This is a genomic window from Aquamicrobium terrae, from assembly GCF_040545735.1.
GTDB lineage: Bacteria > Pseudomonadota > Alphaproteobacteria > Rhizobiales > Rhizobiaceae > Mesorhizobium > Mesorhizobium terrae_A.
In genome coordinates this window covers 1-17,831 of sequence record NZ_JBEPML010000001.1, presented here as the reverse complement: position 1 = coordinate 17,831, position 17,831 = coordinate 1, and the positions used below count along the sequence as shown (strand labels likewise).

Sequence of the window (17,831 nt, the reverse complement as noted above, 5' to 3'; positions counted from 1 at the left end):
GAATGGAGGCGCAAGCCGGTCTTCGGAAACAGATTGCGGACCTTGAAGCAATGGCCGCCAAGTTTCGGCGCGAGAGTGCCGAGGCGAAGGAAGAAATCGCCCGCATTGAATCAGCCGTGGCCGAAGAGGCCGTCGCCGCATTGCTGGACGGTGCAGCAACCGTCCCGGAGAAAACCGAACGGCGCCGCCGAAAAATCGAGCGGCTGCGGAGCATTATAGAGAATACAGCCGCCGCGTTGAACCAGCTTCCCGCGCGTCGTCGTGACGTTGAAGAGAAGCTGGAAACGCTGACTCCGTCGATTGTGGATGCTGCGCTTGATGAGGTTTCGGCGCGTCGTCTGGCTGCGCTGGAAAAGGTGAAGGTCGGACTCGCCGAGATAGCGGCGCCTCTGGCCGAATTGGCCGCCACCGACATGCTGGAACGCGACCTGCTCGGGGAGCACTTTGCCTTTGATCCGGGGAAGCACCCACACGTTTTTGCGGCCCGTGTCGTCGTCGCCCGTTTCCTCGAAAATCTTCCGGTGCGCCTGACACCTGAACAGTTGGACGCCTTCACCATCCGGTCGCAGGCCGCCGAAATCGCCACCCATTGGCTGAACGACATCAAAGGAAACTGATCATGGTCGAAATTCGCGCCATCACCGAGATCTGGAAATCCTCCGGCCGGGTGGTTCCGACCGGGAGATTCGACCGGGAGGGGAATCCTGTCCTCCGCGTCGAAACCGTCATCATCGAAGCTGGAACGACCTTCGAAGCCGAAGACGACGAAGCTGCAAAGTTGATCGCGAATGGCGCTGCCGCTCCGGTCGAGGAAGAAACCAAATGGACCAAGCAAGGAGAATAACCATGGCCCAACTGACCGCCACCGTCGATATTGCCGCCGAAAATTTCGGCGCTCCGCTCCGCGCGCGCTCCGGCGAAACCTTCACCGCGTCCGACGATGAAGCGGCTCGCCTGATCGCAGCCGGGCTTGCCGTGTCCGCCGACAGCCCGGACGCCGCCCTTCATCGTGATGCGCGTGCGGCACTGGTGGGGAAGCGTCGGGAATGACTGGCTTCTGGCGCCGCTGGCGGCAGCGTCGCGCGCGCCAGCTTCAGGCAGCGGGAGTGCCTGCCGAGACCGCCCATTGGGTGGCGGACGAAGAGGCCGAAACCCGGTCGAAGGCGGAACCGATCTGCGGCAGGGCTGCGGCGCTTGCGGGTGAGGTTTCCCACTTCCACGACGGCTTCGGCTGGCGCCGTCGTCTTAATGTCCACCGGTCGGACGTGCCCCCCGAGCGACATGCCGCCTGCGAGGCGTGGCAATCGCCCAATACCCCCACGCTCCAATAGCCGAAGCCCGCCGGGATGGTCCGACGGGCTCCGAACAGGCGCAGTACAGAGGCGCGGCAGAGGACCGCTAAGACATTGACATATCATGATAAACAGTCCTTCGCAACGTCGAACGACGACTTCATTGTGCGCTTCGCAGAAGGTCGCGGCAGCAATCAGGGCAAGGCACGGAATACCCAAGCTCGACTCGTGGATTTCATCGGAAAATTCCGCACGCCGACCCGCACCCCGGAGACGCTGAAGGACTATCGGAAGCTCACACCCGACGAGCAAAAGGAACTGAAGACCGGCGGGGGCTGGCTTTTCCGCGCCCACGTCGAAGGGAAGAAGCGCAACGCCAAATCGGCCAAGCCCTGCAATCTGGTGACGCTCGACATAGACGGCGCGACGCCCGAGTTTGTGGACCGGATGTTGGCTGGTTGCGTCTGCCCGACCGTCGAATATTTCGCGCATTCCACCCGTAGCCACACCCACGAAAGCCCCCGTCTGCGCATCTTCATTCCGGTTGATCCGGCCGTGACCAATGACGAATACGGCCCGCTTTCCCGGATCATCGCCCGCTTGTTCGATCCCGAAATGCGTATGGTGGACAAGGTGTCCTTCCGGCCGGGGCAGATGATGTATCTGCCGACGTGTTCCATCGACGGCCCCTATGTGTTCTATCGCAATGAGGGGAAGATCATCGATCCGGTGGCGGTGTTCGCCGATTTCGAAGTCACCGATGGCGATTGGCGAGACCTGTCGAATCTGCCCCGCTGCGAAGGCGAAGAGCTTCGCGAGCACGCGAGAAAGGCGGAAAACCCCACCACGAAGAAGGGACCGGTAGGCGACTTCTGCCGCGCCTATGACGTAATCGAGGCTATCGAGAAGTTCGACCTGCCCTATGAGCCGACCGACGACAACAGCGAGAAGCCCCGCTTCACCTACACCGGCGGCACGACGACGAACGGCGCCGTTGTCGAAGACGGCGGCCTGTTCCTCTATTCACATCACGGCAGCGACCCTTGCGCCGACCGGTTGGTGAACGCCTTTGATCTGGTTCGCATCCACAAGTTCGGCCATCTGGACGAAGACGAGTCGAAGGAAACGCCGCCGACGGCGCTTCCGTCGTGGAAGGCAATGATCGACTTCATCGCCGATGATCCCGAGTTCCGGCGCCAACAGGCCGAGTCCAGGTATGACCAACAGGCCATGTTCGATGATCTGGCGGACGACGACGAACCGGGCGATGCTGGCGACGACGAGGAAGACCTTGTGGGCGATCCGAAAGCCAAGCGGACCGACTGGCAGTTGAGCCTTGAACGCAATGGCCGGGGTGATCTGCTGAATACCGTCGCGAATCTGGCGACCATCATCGCCAACGATCCCCGGATTCGCCCGTGTGTCGAGTTCAACGCATTTCGGGAACAGGTGGTGACGCGGAAGCCGCTGAAGACGAAACTGGCCGTGGTCGCCCGCATTTCGATCCGGGATCGCGCGAACGGGGATGTATGGCAGGACCAGCACACGGATGCACTTCGAATCTTGTTGGAAGCCCCGAACGGCCCGAAGCTGCCCGGATGGGGCTTGAAGCCGTCTGACCGTGACCTTCAGGCAGCAATCGGGAATGCCGCCCGGCTGGCGCCCTTCCACCCGGTCCGGGAACGTCTTGAGGCCGTGCCTTGGGACAAGGTGCCGCGTGTGGAAACGCTCTTCATTGATTTCCTTGGTGCCGAGGACAACGCCTATCACCGGGAGGCTGCACGGAAGTTCATGGTCGCGGCCGTCGCCCGAGCTTTCGAGCCGGGGCATAAGTTTGACTTCGTACCGATCTTCGAAGGGATGCAGGGCAAGCGCAAAAGCACCTTCATTCGCGTGCTGGCGCTGGACTGGTTTGAGGAGCTGAAGGGCGATTTCGGAGACGAGAAGCGGCTTGTCGAACAGATGATGGGTGCGTGGATTCTCGAACTCCCGGAACTGTCGGTGCTGCGGCGATCCGACATAGAAGAGGTGAAGGCGTTCGTCTCCGCATCGCATTCGACCGTGCGCTTGAGCTATGGTCGCCTGCCGAGGGTCTTTCTCCGGCAATGCGTGTTCATGGGCACGACCAATCAAGATTCCTATTTGGTGGACGACACGGGCAATCGGCGCTGGTGGCCCGTCCGCTGCGAAGTCGAGGAAATCGACACCGACCGGTTGAAGGAAGTCGTCCACCAGCTTTGGGCGGAAGCGCTGCATATCTATCGCCAGATGCGGCAGGACCAGCCGGAAGGCACGCTGTCGCTCTATCTAACGGACCCCGAGGCCCGCCGGATCGCGGGAGAGGTTCAGGAGAGCCGCCGCACGATCAACGATACCGACGCCACGGCAGGCATGATTCAGGAGTGGCTAGATACTCCCGAAGATTCCGAAGTCTTCGAAATCGTGGCAGGCGAGCCCAAGTTCCGAATGGCGACGTGCGTTGCGCAAATCTGGAAAGAAGCGCTCGGGGGAAATCGCGTCCCTACCACCACGGAATCCCGGATGATCGGCAAGAGCCTACGGAAGATTGGATGGGAGACGAGCCGGAAAGCCGAGCGCTTTCCGGGCTATGGTTCGACGAAGGTCTTCAAGCGGACGCCCGCCGACCTTGCACGCCTGAAGAAGCAGCGACAGGAAGACGACTTCGACGGCTTGGTGTAACCAAATCGAGATTCCTTGGTTACACGCTAAAAGGCCCGCTAAGCCAATGAAAGTAAGCGTTTTTTCGGCTCCGATTTGACCGGGGTGTAACCGTAACCATCACTTCCTATAAAGCCACGGGGAGACACGCGCGTTTTGCCGTTACACCGTCCGGGGCAGTCGTCACGACAACCGGAGAAGTCGCCTGTAGCTCTTAGGGGTAAATTTGGTTACATGGTTACAGAACGTCCATTAATCAATGTAAATCAATCGGTTAGTTTGCAACCAAACGCCTGTGACCATGGTGTAACCAAACGACACGGTTACACCCCGCCCGCCGGTAAGCAACCCGGATTCTCAAATGATGATTTCCCGGAGAATCTGAAAACTCTGGGTGACCGGGGCTCCGCGCACCCCCCGGTAGGGCACCCCCCGTCACCAAGGACCCGAGCGACCTTCATGCCCGTTGGCTACCGCGCGCCTACAACGACGCACACACGGCGCCGCCGCTCACCGTAGCCGGGGCAACCGCTGGTCATCGCGCACCGTGGTATCCAGTGCCAGCACCTTCGCCAGTCGCAGCACCTTCGTCCCTGACCATGTTGGGGGCAGCAACTGCCGCATCGGTGCTTCGGGGCCGTTGTAGAGCACGGCCGCTGTCCCGGCGCCGAAATCAATTCGAACGAATATCAACTGATCGGCGATACCTTCGCCGGGCGTGAAGGCTGGACCGGCTTTCGCGAGACCGGTCGCCTTGATCTGCACTGACCGTCCGTCTGCCGCGTGCCCGTCAACACCGGGCGTCCGCTGCCTGCACAACGTGACCCCGTATGCTTCCGCGATAACGGCTTCGCCTATGTCGCCCACCAGTTTCCCGTCAAGGGTGAAGGTCAGCCCGGTATGGGCGAAGTGGTGGCACATGGCCGTGTGTGCCGCGTACAGTGCCTTCACCGGCTCGGGCAGTGTGATCATGGGTCCCTCTTGGTAGGCGGTATTGCGGGGATCGCAGAGTCCCGACGTGTCGCTCTATGGCATCAAAACACTTTTCACTTCGTAGATTGTTCGGGGCTTCGTCGCCTATCCGATCACAAAGCAGAAGTCGTGCTCGACGGTCGGAGATGCCTTAGCTCCCCGGAAGCTGTTGGCTTGCGTTCGTTTAACAGGGGTCGTGACTCCGTCGTCGGCTGGCTGCACGTCGCGACCAGTCGCGTTCTTCAGACTCGTCAACAGGCTGTCAAACATCTCTTCCTTGGACAGCTTCCTACCACCGATACGAACCACAATTCTTGCCTGTGGCGCCAACAGCGGTGCGACGCCTTCCCACGCTTCTTTCAAGAAGGTCCAGTAAAGGGTCTTGTTGTAGTGTCGCCCGTCGTCGCGCGCTTGGGTGCTCTTGGGGTCTTCGCCCAAGAACCAGAGCCGCAACCACTGGTCTTCGCGATAGTTGGTCGTGTCGAGATAGGGGGGCGACGTGATGATGTCTGTCACCCTGCCTTCCAAATGTGGAAATGCAGTCTTTGCCTTCCGCGCATCGGACTCGGCGATTTCGCCACGATTATCCGGTGGAGGCGTACGAAAGCGGAAATCGACCATGCCGCGCAAAATGGCAAACGCATCCCGGTAGGGCGCGACATAGCCGTGCTTTCCCCACCAGCGCACCGAATAGGCGGGCTTCGTGCTGATCGTTCGCGGCATCCGATTGCTGAAATAGTTCGGGCTCCGGTGAGACTCGCCGTGGAGGGCACCGAGGCAAAGGGCGGCTATGAAGCGGTCGGTGCGATCATCCCGCCAGTTTAGATTGGCCCGGAGGAACCGCACCTGCTCATAGGTGTCAGCATGGAAGCAGGCGTTAAAGAAGTCCGCCATATCATCCGCAAGAACGGGCGGCGGCAGGACGGAAAAGCAACCTTCCAATTCTGCCAGTCGCGCAACCACGTCGTCACGATCTGGCGGATTGCACTTGGCGCCCGTGATGCAAACTGCGACAGGATGTAGGTCACATCCGGCGGCTTCCCTGCCGTTCAGCAATGCTTCGAAGACGGTCGTTCCCCGACCGCAGAACGGGTCAAACACGACTCCGCTGAAGCGCGACGCGGCAAGGTGCTTCTCCACAAACGCTTCGGGAAACATCGCGAAATATGGGCAGATTGAATGGAAGCGGTGTCTCATGCTGCGGCCGCTCCCCTTGCAGCGTAAGCCTTGATCCACTCGACCGCCACTGCGAGTTGGTCGAAGGCTTCAATTGCTACCCCTTGATCGTGGAGCCCTTGTGCTTCTGTCACCCGGTGGGGGACCCGAAGACGATGAAGAACGTTGCCGAGGACACGGCAGTCATCGAAGAATTCATCGTCTGGACGAGCAAAAGGGATGATGTGATAGCACATCATCATCGTCACTGGTTGTTGCCCAAACCAACGGCTCGGAAAGACCTTCTCCAGATGGTGCCGAAGCGACTTTTCGCGCCAGTTATTGCCGGTTGCAACTTGTCCTGCGGCAAGCAGGAAGCCCGGAAGCCCGTCGGGGTGGAGACGGGCTGCGAAAACGTCTATCTGGTCGTCCTGCGGCCTGTCGGGCACGCCCACGGCCGCTTGTAGAACGCCATCGCGAAACACCCCCCATATTTCGGCGAGTTTCGTGTGAAAATTGGTCTTGTCCGGTCGGGGATGACCGAAGGACCAAGCCCGACCATTCACTTCGGCCGCTAACGCTGCCGTCGCAAAATACTGGAAATATTTTCGAAGTTCGATGATTTCGGCATCCGTCGGGTAAACGGCCGATCCATGGAGAATCGGCGATACCGCCTTCAGATGCGAGAGAATGAGCGAGAGGATATACGCGGCCTGCCCGTAAGAAGGCTCCTCTCCGACGTACGTCAGGACATCCCCGTTCTCGTCCAGAGCGAACGGGTATGATCCGCCAAGCGCCCCGCGTCTGCCATCGATCCGCCTGACCGCGCCGGAAACGATCTCTTCCCGGTCGGTCATTTCTTCATCGACAGTTTCGTAGTCGTCTTCGGCACCAATCTCTGTTGCGTTGATGAGGTCTTTTGTGAAGGACCTAGCTTCCTCGGAAAAGAACGCAGTCAGTTCAAGGTAGTCTGCGGCAAGATCGAAGTTTGGATTTTTAGTATCGATTTCATCATGCGGGAAATAAAGTTCAACTGCCACGGTCATCCCCCATGGCTTCGCGGAACTTCTTCCTCATTCGATCATAGATAGTTTGCGCCGTTTCGGATACATCCTCCGCTATATTCAGAAGGGATTGGTCGCGTCCGTCATAGCCCCGAAGACTGTTTGCTGCTTCCCGGAGGACGCTACGGGCTCGAATAAGCGACGCTGAAAGGGTTTCATCCGCTGGCCGGGTGCTCGCGTGCGCTTCCGCCAGCGTACCACCTGCGCGCAGGATATGGAGTCCTTCGGCGCTCGCGAGCGTTTCACCAAGGTTTTTGATGTCGGGATTCTGCGACTGGACGACCGGCTCCTTGTCGTCCTCCTTGGACCCGTAAATCCAAACCAGCACTTCCCGCAAGCGGTCTAGTTTGTCAGCCGGGACCGGATCGGGTTGCGGGTCATACCGGGACCAAGCCGTTTCCAGTCCCAAATAGGTCATGTATGTCGAGCGAGAGAGGGCCGTATACAGATGCGAGAAATTGAACTTGGTGATCTTGCGATCTGTCAGCGAAAAGACGCCCTCACGCTCCGCCTGATCCAGAACGTAAATCGCGGCAACCATTCGCTTGATGGTGTCATGCCGGTCGCCGATCTTCTCGGAAATTTCCTCTAGCGACACATTCCCGGAGTTGTACCACCCGGCCGCGAACTTTGCCTTTGCGTAGGATTCCCATTTTGCCGCGCCGTTGATGTGCTTGAAGCCGATGAATGACCGGGCTGCATCTCGATCCGGGACGCGATAGACGGATACTTCGGCAAGCGATGCTTCAACCGCTTTGCTGATTTCGGGGACATTGATCTTGATGCGTTCATTTTTGGCGATAGCATCGACCAGCGCAGGTTCGCGAAACAGTCGGATAGCCGCAAGCCTACGGTTGCCCTCAAGAACTGTGAACTTTTGGTCGGCAGGGTCTAGCCAGACGATCAAGGGCTCTATGTCCAGATAGCCATTCGCCGAAATGGACTGAAGCAGTTCCCCTAGTTCCTCTCCCCGATAAAGCTGCGCGACGATGCTTTCGTCTGTCGTGCGGGCGCTTATGCCGACTAGGCGCGGATTTTCGCGGTCGAGTTTCAGCCAATCGACGCTGACTTTGGTCGTGTCTTCAAGCGGAACATCGGCAGGCTTCTGGATTGGATTGTTCGTCATTTTCCTTGCTCCGCCGTGAGCGTCACACCACCGTCTACAAAGGTTGCCCCTGCCTCTTCGAGAACGCGTTGGATGTCGCGCACCGTTCGGTCATAGGGTGTCCTTCGCCCCTTCTCGAACTCTGCGATTGTCGCAGGCGCTACATCGGCACGTCGAGCCAAGTCGGCTTGGCTCATATGCAACCCGGCGCGCGCCATGCGGCACTGCTCTGGCGTGATGGTCACGGGCGAACGACTCCCACGTACCGCAGAAGAACTTGAAGGTTATGGATTTTCAATAACATTGAAGGAATGTGCTGTCCACGGTAAAGAGGGGCAGCGACGAAGATGTCCGGGAAGCTCCGAACGCGTTCGGCAGCCGATGAACTTCGGCGAGTGTTGGTAGAATCGTGGGTATTTTCGGTTTTATGGAGTCGTTAACGACATGATTTAACTGCCAAAATATGGGTCAGTATGGAGTCCTCCGGGCCCACCAGTTTCAAATAAAATCAATACTTTATGCGCAGCTATCCGCAAAGGGAGGCCCACGCCACCGGATTCGCTCTTCTTTTGCATGGTTTGGCCGAGCAGTTCGGCCGCCTCGAAACACGCTCCCGCCACCGGCCGGCACTGGCAGCACGGTCCGCCTCCGTATAAAAAAGCCGGGCCCCTTACGGAGCCCGGTTTTTTGCTTGCACCTATGAAATATAGGCGACCCTAAGCCTTCACGATCCTTTCGGATTTCAGAGCGTGGCGAACGCAGGCATTGCGGGTGTCGATCACCAGCTTCGCGTTGTCCACCACCAGCTTGTAGTCGACCGCGTCGTGGTCGGTGGCGATCAGCACGGCATCGTATCCGGCCAGAGCCTCTGCACTCAGCTCCACCGACCGGCGGCCGGCGAGCGCCGCGTGCTCGCGGGTCATCGAAATCTCGGCGATATGCGGATCGTGGTAGGCCGTTTCGGCGCCCCGCTCCTCGATCATCTCGATCAGCCGCAATGACGGGCTCTCGCGCATGTCGTCGACATTCTTCTTGTAGGCGATGCCGAGCACCAGCACCCGCGCCCCGTTCAGCCCGCGCTTGAGTTGCTCGTCCATGGCCCGGGCCAGCCTGTCGACCACCCGTCGCGGCATGGCGGTGTTGATCTCGCCCGCCAGTTCGACGAAGCGGGTGGAAATCTCGTATTCGCGCGCCTTCCAGGTCAGGTAGAAGGGGTCGATGGGAATGCAGTGCCCGCCAAGCCCGGGGCCGGGATAGAACGGCATGAAGCCGAAGGGCTTGGTCTTGGCGGCGTCGATCACCTCCCAGACATCGATGCCCATCGCCTCGTAGACCACCTTCAACTCGTTGACGAGCGCGATGTTGACGGCGCGGAAGATGTTTTCCGTGAGCTTGACCGCTTCCGCCGTCGCAGTGGACGAAACCGGCACCGTGCGCGTTACCAGTGCCCCGTAGAGTGCATCGGCCAGTTCCATGGCCAGCGGGCCGTCGCCGCCCACCACCTTCGGGATGGTCGAAGTGCCGAAATCGGGGTTGCCCGGATCTTCCCGCTCGGGCGAGAAGGCCAGGAAGAAATCGCGGCCGCTCTTCAAGCCGCCCTGCTCCAGGACAGGTCTCAGCACCTCGTCGGTGGTGCCCGGATAGGTGGTGGATTCCAGGGCCACGAGTTGCCCCGGCCGCAGATTCTCCGCAACCACCTTGGCGGTCGCCGTCACGAAGGAGAGGTCCGGCTCGCGATGGCGTGTCAACGGCGTCGGCACACAGATCAGGATTGCGTCGGCTTCTTTCAGCCGGGAAAAATCGGCGGTCGCCTCGAACAGGCCCTTGTCGATGGCGCCTTTGATCAGCGCGCCGTCGATATGCTTGATCATCGTCTCGCCGGCGTTGATCCGTTCCACGCGACGGGCATCGATGTCGAAACCCAGGACCGGGAAGCCGGCATTCGCAGCCGTCACCGCCAGCGGCAGGCCGACATAGCCAAGACCGATGATACCGACGCGCGCGGTGCGCGCCTCTATCGCCTGACGCAGCTTTTCAAAGACTTCGTTATCGGGGCCGACACCATGCTCCGAGTGATTTTGCAACATACTAAGGTTCCTTAGTTTGCTCCCGCGCAAGGCGGAATAACCGGCAGACCTGTCCCAAGGCAAGGCTTTCGGTCGGCTGCATCACGGTTTTTTACCCGTAGGGAACAATCCCAGAGGATTTCTCCACGACTTCAGAGGGCAGAATGATCCAGGCAGGTGGTACGGGCAATCGCGCAGTTGCCGTTCCAAATCGATCACGCAGCGGTCCCCTGCTTTCGAGCCTCCGGCACGGCCTTGCCCGCAGTTGAAGCATCCCGCAAGGATTCGAAACCTTCCAGCACGCGGGCGGCAAGCGCCAGCCCGGCCTTCATCTTGCCGTTCAGGATTGTCCGTTCGAGCTGGACACAGTTCGCCACCAGCATCACATGGCCGCTGCCGATGTCATCCGCCAGCATGCCCGGGCGACGGCGGCGCACCTCGGCCAGCAGGGCCGCGAGCTTTTCAGCATTGGTGAGGGAAGCAGGCAGCCCCGCGCCCAGCGGCAGAAGGGACCACTGTCCCCACCCCCCCAGAACGCGCACGGCGCCATCGGCATCCAGCACGATTTCGGCCGGGATGAAGCCGGGATTGCTCAGGCGCAGCGGCAAGTCCGCGATCAGCTTGCGGATCGATGGCAAGGCATCGCCGAATCGGTGAAGCATCTCGGAATCGGCATCCGTATCGACGGCTATATCCATCCGGGCGACCAGATCCTCGCTCAGGCGCTCATGCATCGGCTTGTGGGAAGCCGAATAGATCCGCAGGAGGGCCGGCGGCAGTTCCGCGCACCACAGCGCGGTGATGAAGTCGCGGTGGCTTTCGGCCAGCGCCGCGCCCTTCGGCGCGACCCCTGTGCCCGCATCGTAGACGATGCATTCGTGCTCGCCATGCATGAAGCGCGCCATGACCGGCGCCGCGCGGACCGCCTCGCGCGCGACATGGCGGAACAAAAGGTCCTCATTCTCCAGCATGCGCCGCAGCCGGGGCGGGAAAACCCGCTGCCGCAAATGACGTACCTGCCCCCCGCTGCCCTGAAGGACGATGGAAAACTCCGCCATGCCGCGCAGCGGCGGGTCGAGCCAGCCGACGCTCAGGGTCTGGTCCGGTTGCCGCAATTCGGCAAGCGCATCGGCTATCAACTGGTCCCGTTCCTGCCGCCCGAACAGTTGGCGAAGGGCGCGTTGGTCCTCGCCCTCCAGCGGGTGAAACTGGCGGTCGGGCATCACCAGCGTATCGGCCAGATGCCGCTTCTGCGCGAGTGCCACCATGTCCCTGATGGCGCCGGTCGCCGTCGCCGTCATCTGGCGCAGCAGCATGAAGCAGATGATGGCCACCAGCACATTGGCGCCTGCCTCTTGCAAAAAAGGGCGCAGAACGACAAGAAAGCCAGAAAGGAACGCGACCGACGACAGGATGCTCAGATAGTTGGGCAACTGCTTATCGATGAAATCGCCCAGCCAATTGCGCTTGAGAGGTGTGACGCCTTTGAGCGCCCAGGCCGTCAACAGGTAGAAAATCATGCCGAAGGCGGACAGATAGGCGGCCAGCAGCGGATCGAGCACCGCCAGCATTCCCATTGACACCATCACGAACAGTGTACCGGACACGATCTGCATGAAGCGCGCATAGATGCCCTGCATCTCGGCCCGCTGGTTGTCGACCAGGGACATGACGCCGGCGGCGCTCATGAGATCGGCACCGGCTCTGTCCGACAGCCGCTTGGTATGGCCCTCAAGAAACAGGGTGATGGCATAGAAGGCGATGGCCGCTGCCGACAGGATGGCGATACCCAACTGTTTCTGGTCATTGGCAAGGAACGGCCGGAAATAATGCGGCACCCCGTTCGAGCCGGCGAGCAGGATGACCTTCAGCGGCAGCAGGAAGGCAAGCAGCCGCGTGATGCGCGCGGCCGTCAGATAGACGACCAGCGCCAGCGTCGTACCCGGCACCACGCGCAGGAACCGGCCCAGGATCTGAAGCACCCATTGGAACGTGCTTCTGGTTTCGACAATCAGGTTCATCAGCGCGCCTGCCGGTGGTTCTGCCGCATTTCCAGACGTGCGGGAAAAAGATCATAGGCACAGTTGGACCGGACAAAGGCGCGTCCAGCCTCGACGCGCCCTATCCACGCAGCCTCGTCTTTCCACAACCGCTCTATCGTCGGCCACACTTCGTGCGGCTCGGCATAGAGGGCCGCGTCCGCGAAGGTGGCGCGAAACACCGGCGGCAGTATGACGGGCACACCGATGGCCATCGCCTCCATAGGTGCACGCCCGAACTCCTCGATATAGTCGTCATGCGGATAGTGCAGGAAGAAATCCAGCCCCGCCAGGAAGTCCTTCACATCGCGAGAACCGAACGGCTGGACTTCCCAGTTTTTCGGCCAGCGCCCGGCCGTCTTGCGGGCGTGCGCCGCGCCACCAAGAAAACGCACCTCGCAGGCTTGCTCGGCGCAATAGGCATCCAGCAGCGCCGCACGCGCGCCAGGCCATTTGAGAAAATGATCGCGGCCGTGACGGCCGATCACCGGGCGGTCGCGCTCGCCACCCCGCCAATGCGGGCGATGCGCAAGCCACGTGTCCGTATCCACCAGCGGCATCCACGTATCCCGGTGTGGAGGGGGGTAGCGTTCATCCGCCTCCATGAGGGCGCGCACCGTCCCGGAAATCGGCACCCAGTCGCCTTCATGCCCGAAATAGTCGATGAGACGCCGCCGCACCACGGCAGGATCGTAGGCGACGTCGCGTCCGCTCCTGTCGCGCTCGGCCATCTGGTTGACGACGGTAACGACACGCTCGTGGTTCAGCCGCGGGAACATGTCGAGTTGATACTGCAATATCGGCGGATGCGTAACCACCACCGTACCGACATCCACCTCCTCGCCGGCGCAAACGATTCGGACACCGTTCTTTTGGGCATAGTCGATGACCTCGCCCTTGAGCGGTTTGGTCACGTCCAGATCATAGCGATAATATTGCAGGATACCGGCGCTCAACCCCGCTGCCCTTGCCGCGCGCAACATACCCATGGCCGAATGATAGGTGCCGCCGCTCATGTTGAAATCGCCGATGAAGACGACATCGAGCTTCCCGGCGACCGAATTGTCGCTCCGGATCGAGGAGGGAACCGGCAGATCCGGCGGAACCACCGGCCGGCCCGCTTGTGCGAGGCCATCCGCCAGCGACCTGTGCCAGTGTTCCGTAACCTCGTGATAGGTACGGCGGATGCCGTGGTGGAACGTCCTTACATGGGTTTTGCCATGCCGGGTGAGCGAGGTCGACACCGTGCGGCCGAACGCCAGAGGGCATTCCGACACGACCTGTTTCCTGTGATTGGCACCGAACAGCACATCCAGGCGCTTCACGAACTCCTGGTCGGCTGAAACGCGCACCTCGTTCCAGTTCCCCGCCTTCTCGAACACGGATCGTGCGACCATCAGCGATGACAGGTTGAGCGATGTCAGTTCGGCCGAGGGACGCCATGTGCCGAAAAAGCAGAGTTGCGGGGTTGCCCGCGCCAGCCGTGACAGATTGTAGGGAACGGCCGGCGACTTCAGCAATGCGCGCGCCTGCTGCTCGATCCGCAACGGGTGAGCCCAGTCGTCGGCGTCATGGATCGTCACGAACCGGCCGGCGGCCTCTTCCAGCGCCCGGTTCCGGCTGGCGTAGCTGCCGCGATTGACGCTTTGCCGGATGAGCCGGAACCGTTCATCCTTCCGGCAGAACGCTTCCACGATCCGGGCAGTATCGTCGGTGCTGCAATCGTCCGCCACCAGGATCTCGAGATTGCGCCAGCTCTGTTCCGCGAGGCTGGTCAGCGCCGTCCCGATGGTTTCGGCCGCATTGTAGGCCGGCACGATCACCGTCACCCTGGCGTCGGGATCGTCATGGGGCTGGCCCCCCTCGCCCCGTATGTTGTCGAGGGAAAGCTGCGTATCCGCGTCGCGCTTTACGATTCCCGGCAGCTTGTAGTGGGCATAGACGGCGTTGATATGCTCCAGCGTCTTACGCTCGGCCTCGACAGTCTGCTTGCCGGATATGGCAGGGTTCCAGCCATTGGCCATCATCAGCCGGGCCGAAATGTCGAAGGTGTGGCCGCTGACGGCCTGCCCGACAAGCGCCCGCGCCTCTTCCGCCCGGCCGAGCCTGCACAGCAACAGCGCTTCGAGCATATATTGCCGCGCGGCCCGTCCAACGCCCGGATTGATGGCCCGGCGGTCCTGCATCTCCTTCAGGGCGGCGGCGAAGTCGCCCTCCACCGCATGCCAGCGCGCAAGGCTGTAGCAGGCTTCCGACCGGTCGCGAACCGGCCGGCGCTCATCCGCCTTCATCGCCGCGAGGTCGGCCAGTGCCTGGTCGGAAAAGCCCCGCCACAGCTTGCCGTCATATTCCGCGACCTGGGTTCGGGACGTGAACCGCTCCCTGACAAAATCTTTCGCAGCCCGCGGCACGGCGGTCCGGGCCACGGCGGGAAGCATATCGTAGGCCCGGCGAAGCCCTCCTTCGATCGAGGCGACGAGGTCCTTCTTCAGCGACCGCTGCATCGAATCGGTCCTGTTACACACATGAGACAAAGGGCGTGTAGCATAGCGCATACCCCCGCCCTGCATCCCACATTTTAACAGCCTGGTTCATTTCGTTATCACCTCGGTCGCATTCCTGCCCCGTCCCTGCCCGGATTTGACCCCATGCAGGCAGCGGTTCCACTCGCTGAACATGTCATCAATATGGTCCGGCGAATCCGGGGTTGCGGGCAGGCCGCGGAATTCGGAGGCCGCCGCTTCACTTGACACCCCCTGTCCGGGAGTGCTCACACATCAGCCTTCGAGTTAGACGAGGTCTTCACGCATGCGGGTCACTGTCTTCGGGACTGGCTATGTCGGCTTGGTAACGGGTGCGTGCCTTGCCGATGTCGGCCATCGCGTCATGTGCATGGATATAGACGAGGGCAAGATCGCACGGCTCAAGGCCGGCGAGATACCGATCCATGAGCCCGGGCTCGACACCATCGTCGAGCGCAACGTAAAATCGGGCTATCTCGAGTTTACCACCAGCCATCGCGACGCCGTGGCGCATGCGGAACTCCAGATCGTCGCCGTCGGCACGCCACCCGACGAAACCGGCGCCGCCGACCTGCAGCATGTGCAGGCCGTGGCCGAAGCCATCGGCGCCCATATGACCGCCCCCAAGATCGTCGTGGTCAAGTCCACGGTCCCGGTCGGCACCTGCGACAAGGTGGCCGGGCGTCTGGCCGCCGTGCTCGGCGGGCGCGGTTCGGATATCGGCTTCGAGGTCGTCTCCAACCCGGAATTCCTCAAGGAGGGCGCGGCCGTCGGCGACTTCCAGAGGCCCGACCGCATCATCGTCGGCACCAATTCGGCACATGCGCGCGCCGTGATGGCCGAACTCTACGAACCGTTCAACCGCAACCACGACCGCATGGTCTACATGGCCCCGCGGTCCTCCGAACTGACCAAATACGCCGCCAACGCCATGCTGGCGACGCGCATCTCCTTCATCAACGAGATCGCCAACCTGGCCGAACGCCTCGGCGCCGACATCGAGCAGGTGCGGCGCGGCATCGGCTCGGACCCGCGCATCGGCTACCAGTTCATCTATCCGGGCGTCGGTTATGGCGGCAGCTGCTTTCCCAAGGACGTCAAGGCCCTGGCGCGCACGGCGCGCGAAGCCGGCTACGGCGCCAGCCTCATCGAGGCCGTGGAAGCCGTCAACAGCCGCCAGAAGATGAAGCTGTTCGAGAAGATCGCCGCGCATTTCGGCGGCGAGGCCGCATTGCAGGGCAAGACCATCGCCATCTGGGGCCTCGCCTTCAAGCCCAATACCGACGACATGCGCGAGGCGCCGAGCCGGGTGCTGATGGAGGCGCTGTGGGCCGCCGGCGCCGCCGTGCGCGCCTTCGATCCCGTCGCGGGTGCCGAAACGCTGCGCCTCTACGGCGAGCGGCCCGGTTTCGAGCTGGTGCAGGACAAATATTCCGCCCTCGACGGCGCCGACGCGCTGGCCATCTGCACGGAATGGCAGCAGTTCCGCGCCCCCGATTTCGGGGAAATGGCGCTGCGCCTCGCAAACCGCGTCATCTTCGACGGCCGCAACCTCTACTCGCCCGAGCGGCTGCGCGACGATGGCTGGACCTATTTCAGCATCGGCCGGGCAACGGCCTTTCCGCAAGCGCAGGCGGTGGAGCAACCGGGATGAAGGTGCTCGTCACCGGCAATGCCGGCTTCATCGGCTTCCACGTCGCCCAAAGGCTGATCGAGCGGGGCGACGATGTCGTCGGCTTCGACTGCGTCAACGACTATTACGATCCCGCGCTCAAGGAAGCCCGGCTGGCGCGGCTCGACGACATGTCCGGCCGACAGGGCGGTCGTTACCGCTTCATCCGCGCCGATTTGACCGACCGCGCCGCCGTCGATGGCTGTTTTTCCGACCATGGCTTCGACCGCGTCATCCATCTGGCCGCCCAGCCTGGCGTGCGCTACAGCCTTGAAAACCCCTATTCCTACGTGGCCAGCAATCTGGTCGGCTTCGCCAACGTGCTGGAGGCCAGCCGGCAGGCGAAGGCCGGGCACCTCACCTATGCCTCGACCTCCAGCGTCTACGGCGCCAATACCAGGATGCCCTATAGCGAGCACGATCCGGTCGACCACCCGCTCCAGCTCTATGCCGCCACCAAGCGCGCCAACGAACTGATGGCGCACAGCTATTCGCATCTGTTTTCGCTGCCGACCACGGGCCTGCGCTTCTTCACCGTCTACGGGCCGTGGGTGCGGCCGGACATGGCGCTGGCCAGGTTCACGCGCAACATCATCGAAGGCCGCCCCATTCAGGTTTTCAACAACGGCAACCACACCCGCGACTTCACCTATGTCGACGACATCGTCGAAGGCGTCATCCGCGCCAGCGACAAGCCCGCCGCCCCCAATCCCGACTGGGATGCCGCCAAGCCCGACCCCGCCACCAGCAACGCCCCGTTCCGCATCTACAATATCGGCAACAGCAGCCCGGTGCGCCTCGGCGACTACATCGCGGCCATCGAGGACGCCGTGGGCAGGAAGGCGATCAAGGAAATGCTGCCGCTGCAACCGGGAGACGTCGCCGACACTTTCGCCGACGTCGGCGACCTCGCCGCCGACCTCGGCTATCGGCCGCAGGTTTCGGTGCAGGAAGGCGTGCGCCGCTTCGTGGGCTGGTATCGGGAATTCTACGGCGCCTGACAGTGCAGACTATCTGATGCCTTACAGGAGAGGCGTCATCCCAGCCAAGGGAACGTCAGCGACCGCGAGCCCGGATCCATGCCTGAACCTTGAAGCGTCACGGAATGGATCCCGGACAGCCTGCCTTCGCTTCGCTGCGGCAGACTTCCGGGATTGTTTGATCGATATCGGGTAGGTTGAGCAGCGAGGCTGCGGGCCTGCAAACCCGCAGCCTCGGCGGCAGGCGACCGGTTCCGGGATCGGGCCGACACCCGACGTCATCAA

Annotated in this window: 15 protein-coding genes; 7 read left to right on the top strand and 8 right to left on the bottom strand. The window is 61.7% G+C overall.

From position 1 onward, the window contains the following. The first annotated feature begins 2 nt into the window (after positions 1–2). From ABID37_RS00075 to ABID37_RS00055, 5 genes are all read left to right on the top strand, one after another. Positions 3–617 carry a hypothetical protein gene (locus ABID37_RS00075; RefSeq protein ID WP_354191897.1) on the top strand — a complete coding sequence of 205 codons (615 nt, stop codon included), beginning with the start codon at positions 3–5 and terminating at the stop codon, positions 615–617. A 2-nt stretch (positions 618–619) separates the two neighbouring features. Continuing rightward, positions 620–844 (top strand): hypothetical protein, encoded by a 225-nt coding sequence (locus tag ABID37_RS00070; RefSeq protein WP_354191896.1) that lies wholly within the window; start codon positions 620–622, stop codon positions 842–844. A gap of 2 nt (positions 845–846) precedes the next feature. Then, complete coding sequence (locus ABID37_RS00065) at positions 847–1,050, top strand: hypothetical protein (protein WP_354191894.1); 204 nt, start codon at positions 847–849, stop codon at positions 1,048–1,050. Next, the gene (locus ABID37_RS00060) at positions 1,047–1,331 is read left to right on the top strand and encodes a hypothetical protein (protein WP_354191892.1); all 285 of its coding nucleotides are present in this window, start codon (positions 1,047–1,049) and stop codon (positions 1,329–1,331) included. The genes ABID37_RS00065 and ABID37_RS00060 overlap by 4 nt, the downstream gene beginning before the upstream one ends. A gap of 75 nt (positions 1,332–1,406) precedes the next feature. Beyond that, positions 1,407–3,992 (top strand): virulence-associated E family protein, encoded by a 2,586-nt coding sequence (locus ABID37_RS00055; RefSeq protein ID WP_354191891.1) that lies wholly within the window; start codon positions 1,407–1,409, stop codon positions 3,990–3,992. A 489-nt stretch (positions 3,993–4,481) separates the two neighbouring features. Here ABID37_RS00055 and ABID37_RS00050 read toward each other — a convergent pair whose 3' ends face one another. The 8 genes from ABID37_RS00050 to ABID37_RS00015 form a co-directional block, all read right to left on the bottom strand. After that, positions 4,482–4,943: a DUF6998 domain-containing protein gene (locus ABID37_RS00050; protein WP_354191890.1), complete on the bottom strand. Its 462-nt coding sequence runs from the start codon at positions 4,941–4,943 to the stop codon at positions 4,482–4,484. 105 nt (positions 4,944–5,048) lie between these two features. Next, complete coding sequence (locus tag ABID37_RS00045) at positions 5,049–6,140, bottom strand: DNA methyltransferase (protein ID WP_354191889.1); 1,092 nt, start codon at positions 6,138–6,140, stop codon at positions 5,049–5,051. After that, complete coding sequence (locus ABID37_RS00040; RefSeq protein WP_354191888.1) at positions 6,137–7,138, bottom strand: hypothetical protein; 1,002 nt, start codon at positions 7,136–7,138, stop codon at positions 6,137–6,139. The genes ABID37_RS00045 and ABID37_RS00040 overlap by 4 nt, the downstream gene beginning before the upstream one ends. After that, positions 7,128–8,288 carry a ParB N-terminal domain-containing protein gene (locus ABID37_RS00035; RefSeq protein ID WP_354191887.1) on the bottom strand — a complete coding sequence of 387 codons (1,161 nt, stop codon included), beginning with the start codon at positions 8,286–8,288 and terminating at the stop codon, positions 7,128–7,130. The genes ABID37_RS00040 and ABID37_RS00035 overlap by 11 nt, the downstream gene beginning before the upstream one ends. After that, positions 8,285–8,512: a helix-turn-helix transcriptional regulator gene (locus ABID37_RS00030; protein ID WP_354191885.1), complete on the bottom strand. Its 228-nt coding sequence runs from the start codon at positions 8,510–8,512 to the stop codon at positions 8,285–8,287. Before ABID37_RS00030 ends, ABID37_RS00035 begins: the two co-directional genes overlap by 4 nt. 471 nt (positions 8,513–8,983) lie before the next feature. Next, the gene (locus ABID37_RS00025; RefSeq protein WP_354191884.1) at positions 8,984–10,354 is read right to left on the bottom strand and encodes a nucleotide sugar dehydrogenase; all 1,371 of its coding nucleotides are present in this window, start codon (positions 10,352–10,354) and stop codon (positions 8,984–8,986) included. Between the two features lie 194 nt (positions 10,355–10,548). Beyond that, positions 10,549–12,354: a hypothetical protein gene (locus ABID37_RS00020; RefSeq protein ID WP_354191883.1), complete on the bottom strand. Its 1,806-nt coding sequence runs from the start codon at positions 12,352–12,354 to the stop codon at positions 10,549–10,551. Next, entirely contained in the window at positions 12,354–14,876 is a 2,523-nt protein-coding gene (locus ABID37_RS00015; RefSeq protein ID WP_354191882.1) for a glycosyltransferase, read from the bottom strand. The genes ABID37_RS00020 and ABID37_RS00015 overlap by 1 nt, the downstream gene beginning before the upstream one ends. Positions 14,877–15,180: 304 nt before the next feature. Between ABID37_RS00015 and ABID37_RS00010 the strand changes: the two genes are divergently transcribed. Both ABID37_RS00010 and ABID37_RS00005 read left to right on the top strand, forming a co-directional pair. Next, complete coding sequence (locus ABID37_RS00010; protein WP_354191881.1) at positions 15,181–16,548, top strand: UDP-glucose dehydrogenase family protein; 1,368 nt, start codon at positions 15,181–15,183, stop codon at positions 16,546–16,548. Next, entirely contained in the window at positions 16,545–17,567 is a 1,023-nt protein-coding gene (locus ABID37_RS00005; RefSeq protein WP_354191880.1) for an NAD-dependent epimerase, read from the top strand. The genes ABID37_RS00010 and ABID37_RS00005 overlap by 4 nt, the downstream gene beginning before the upstream one ends. Positions 17,568–17,831 lie beyond the last annotated feature (264 nt).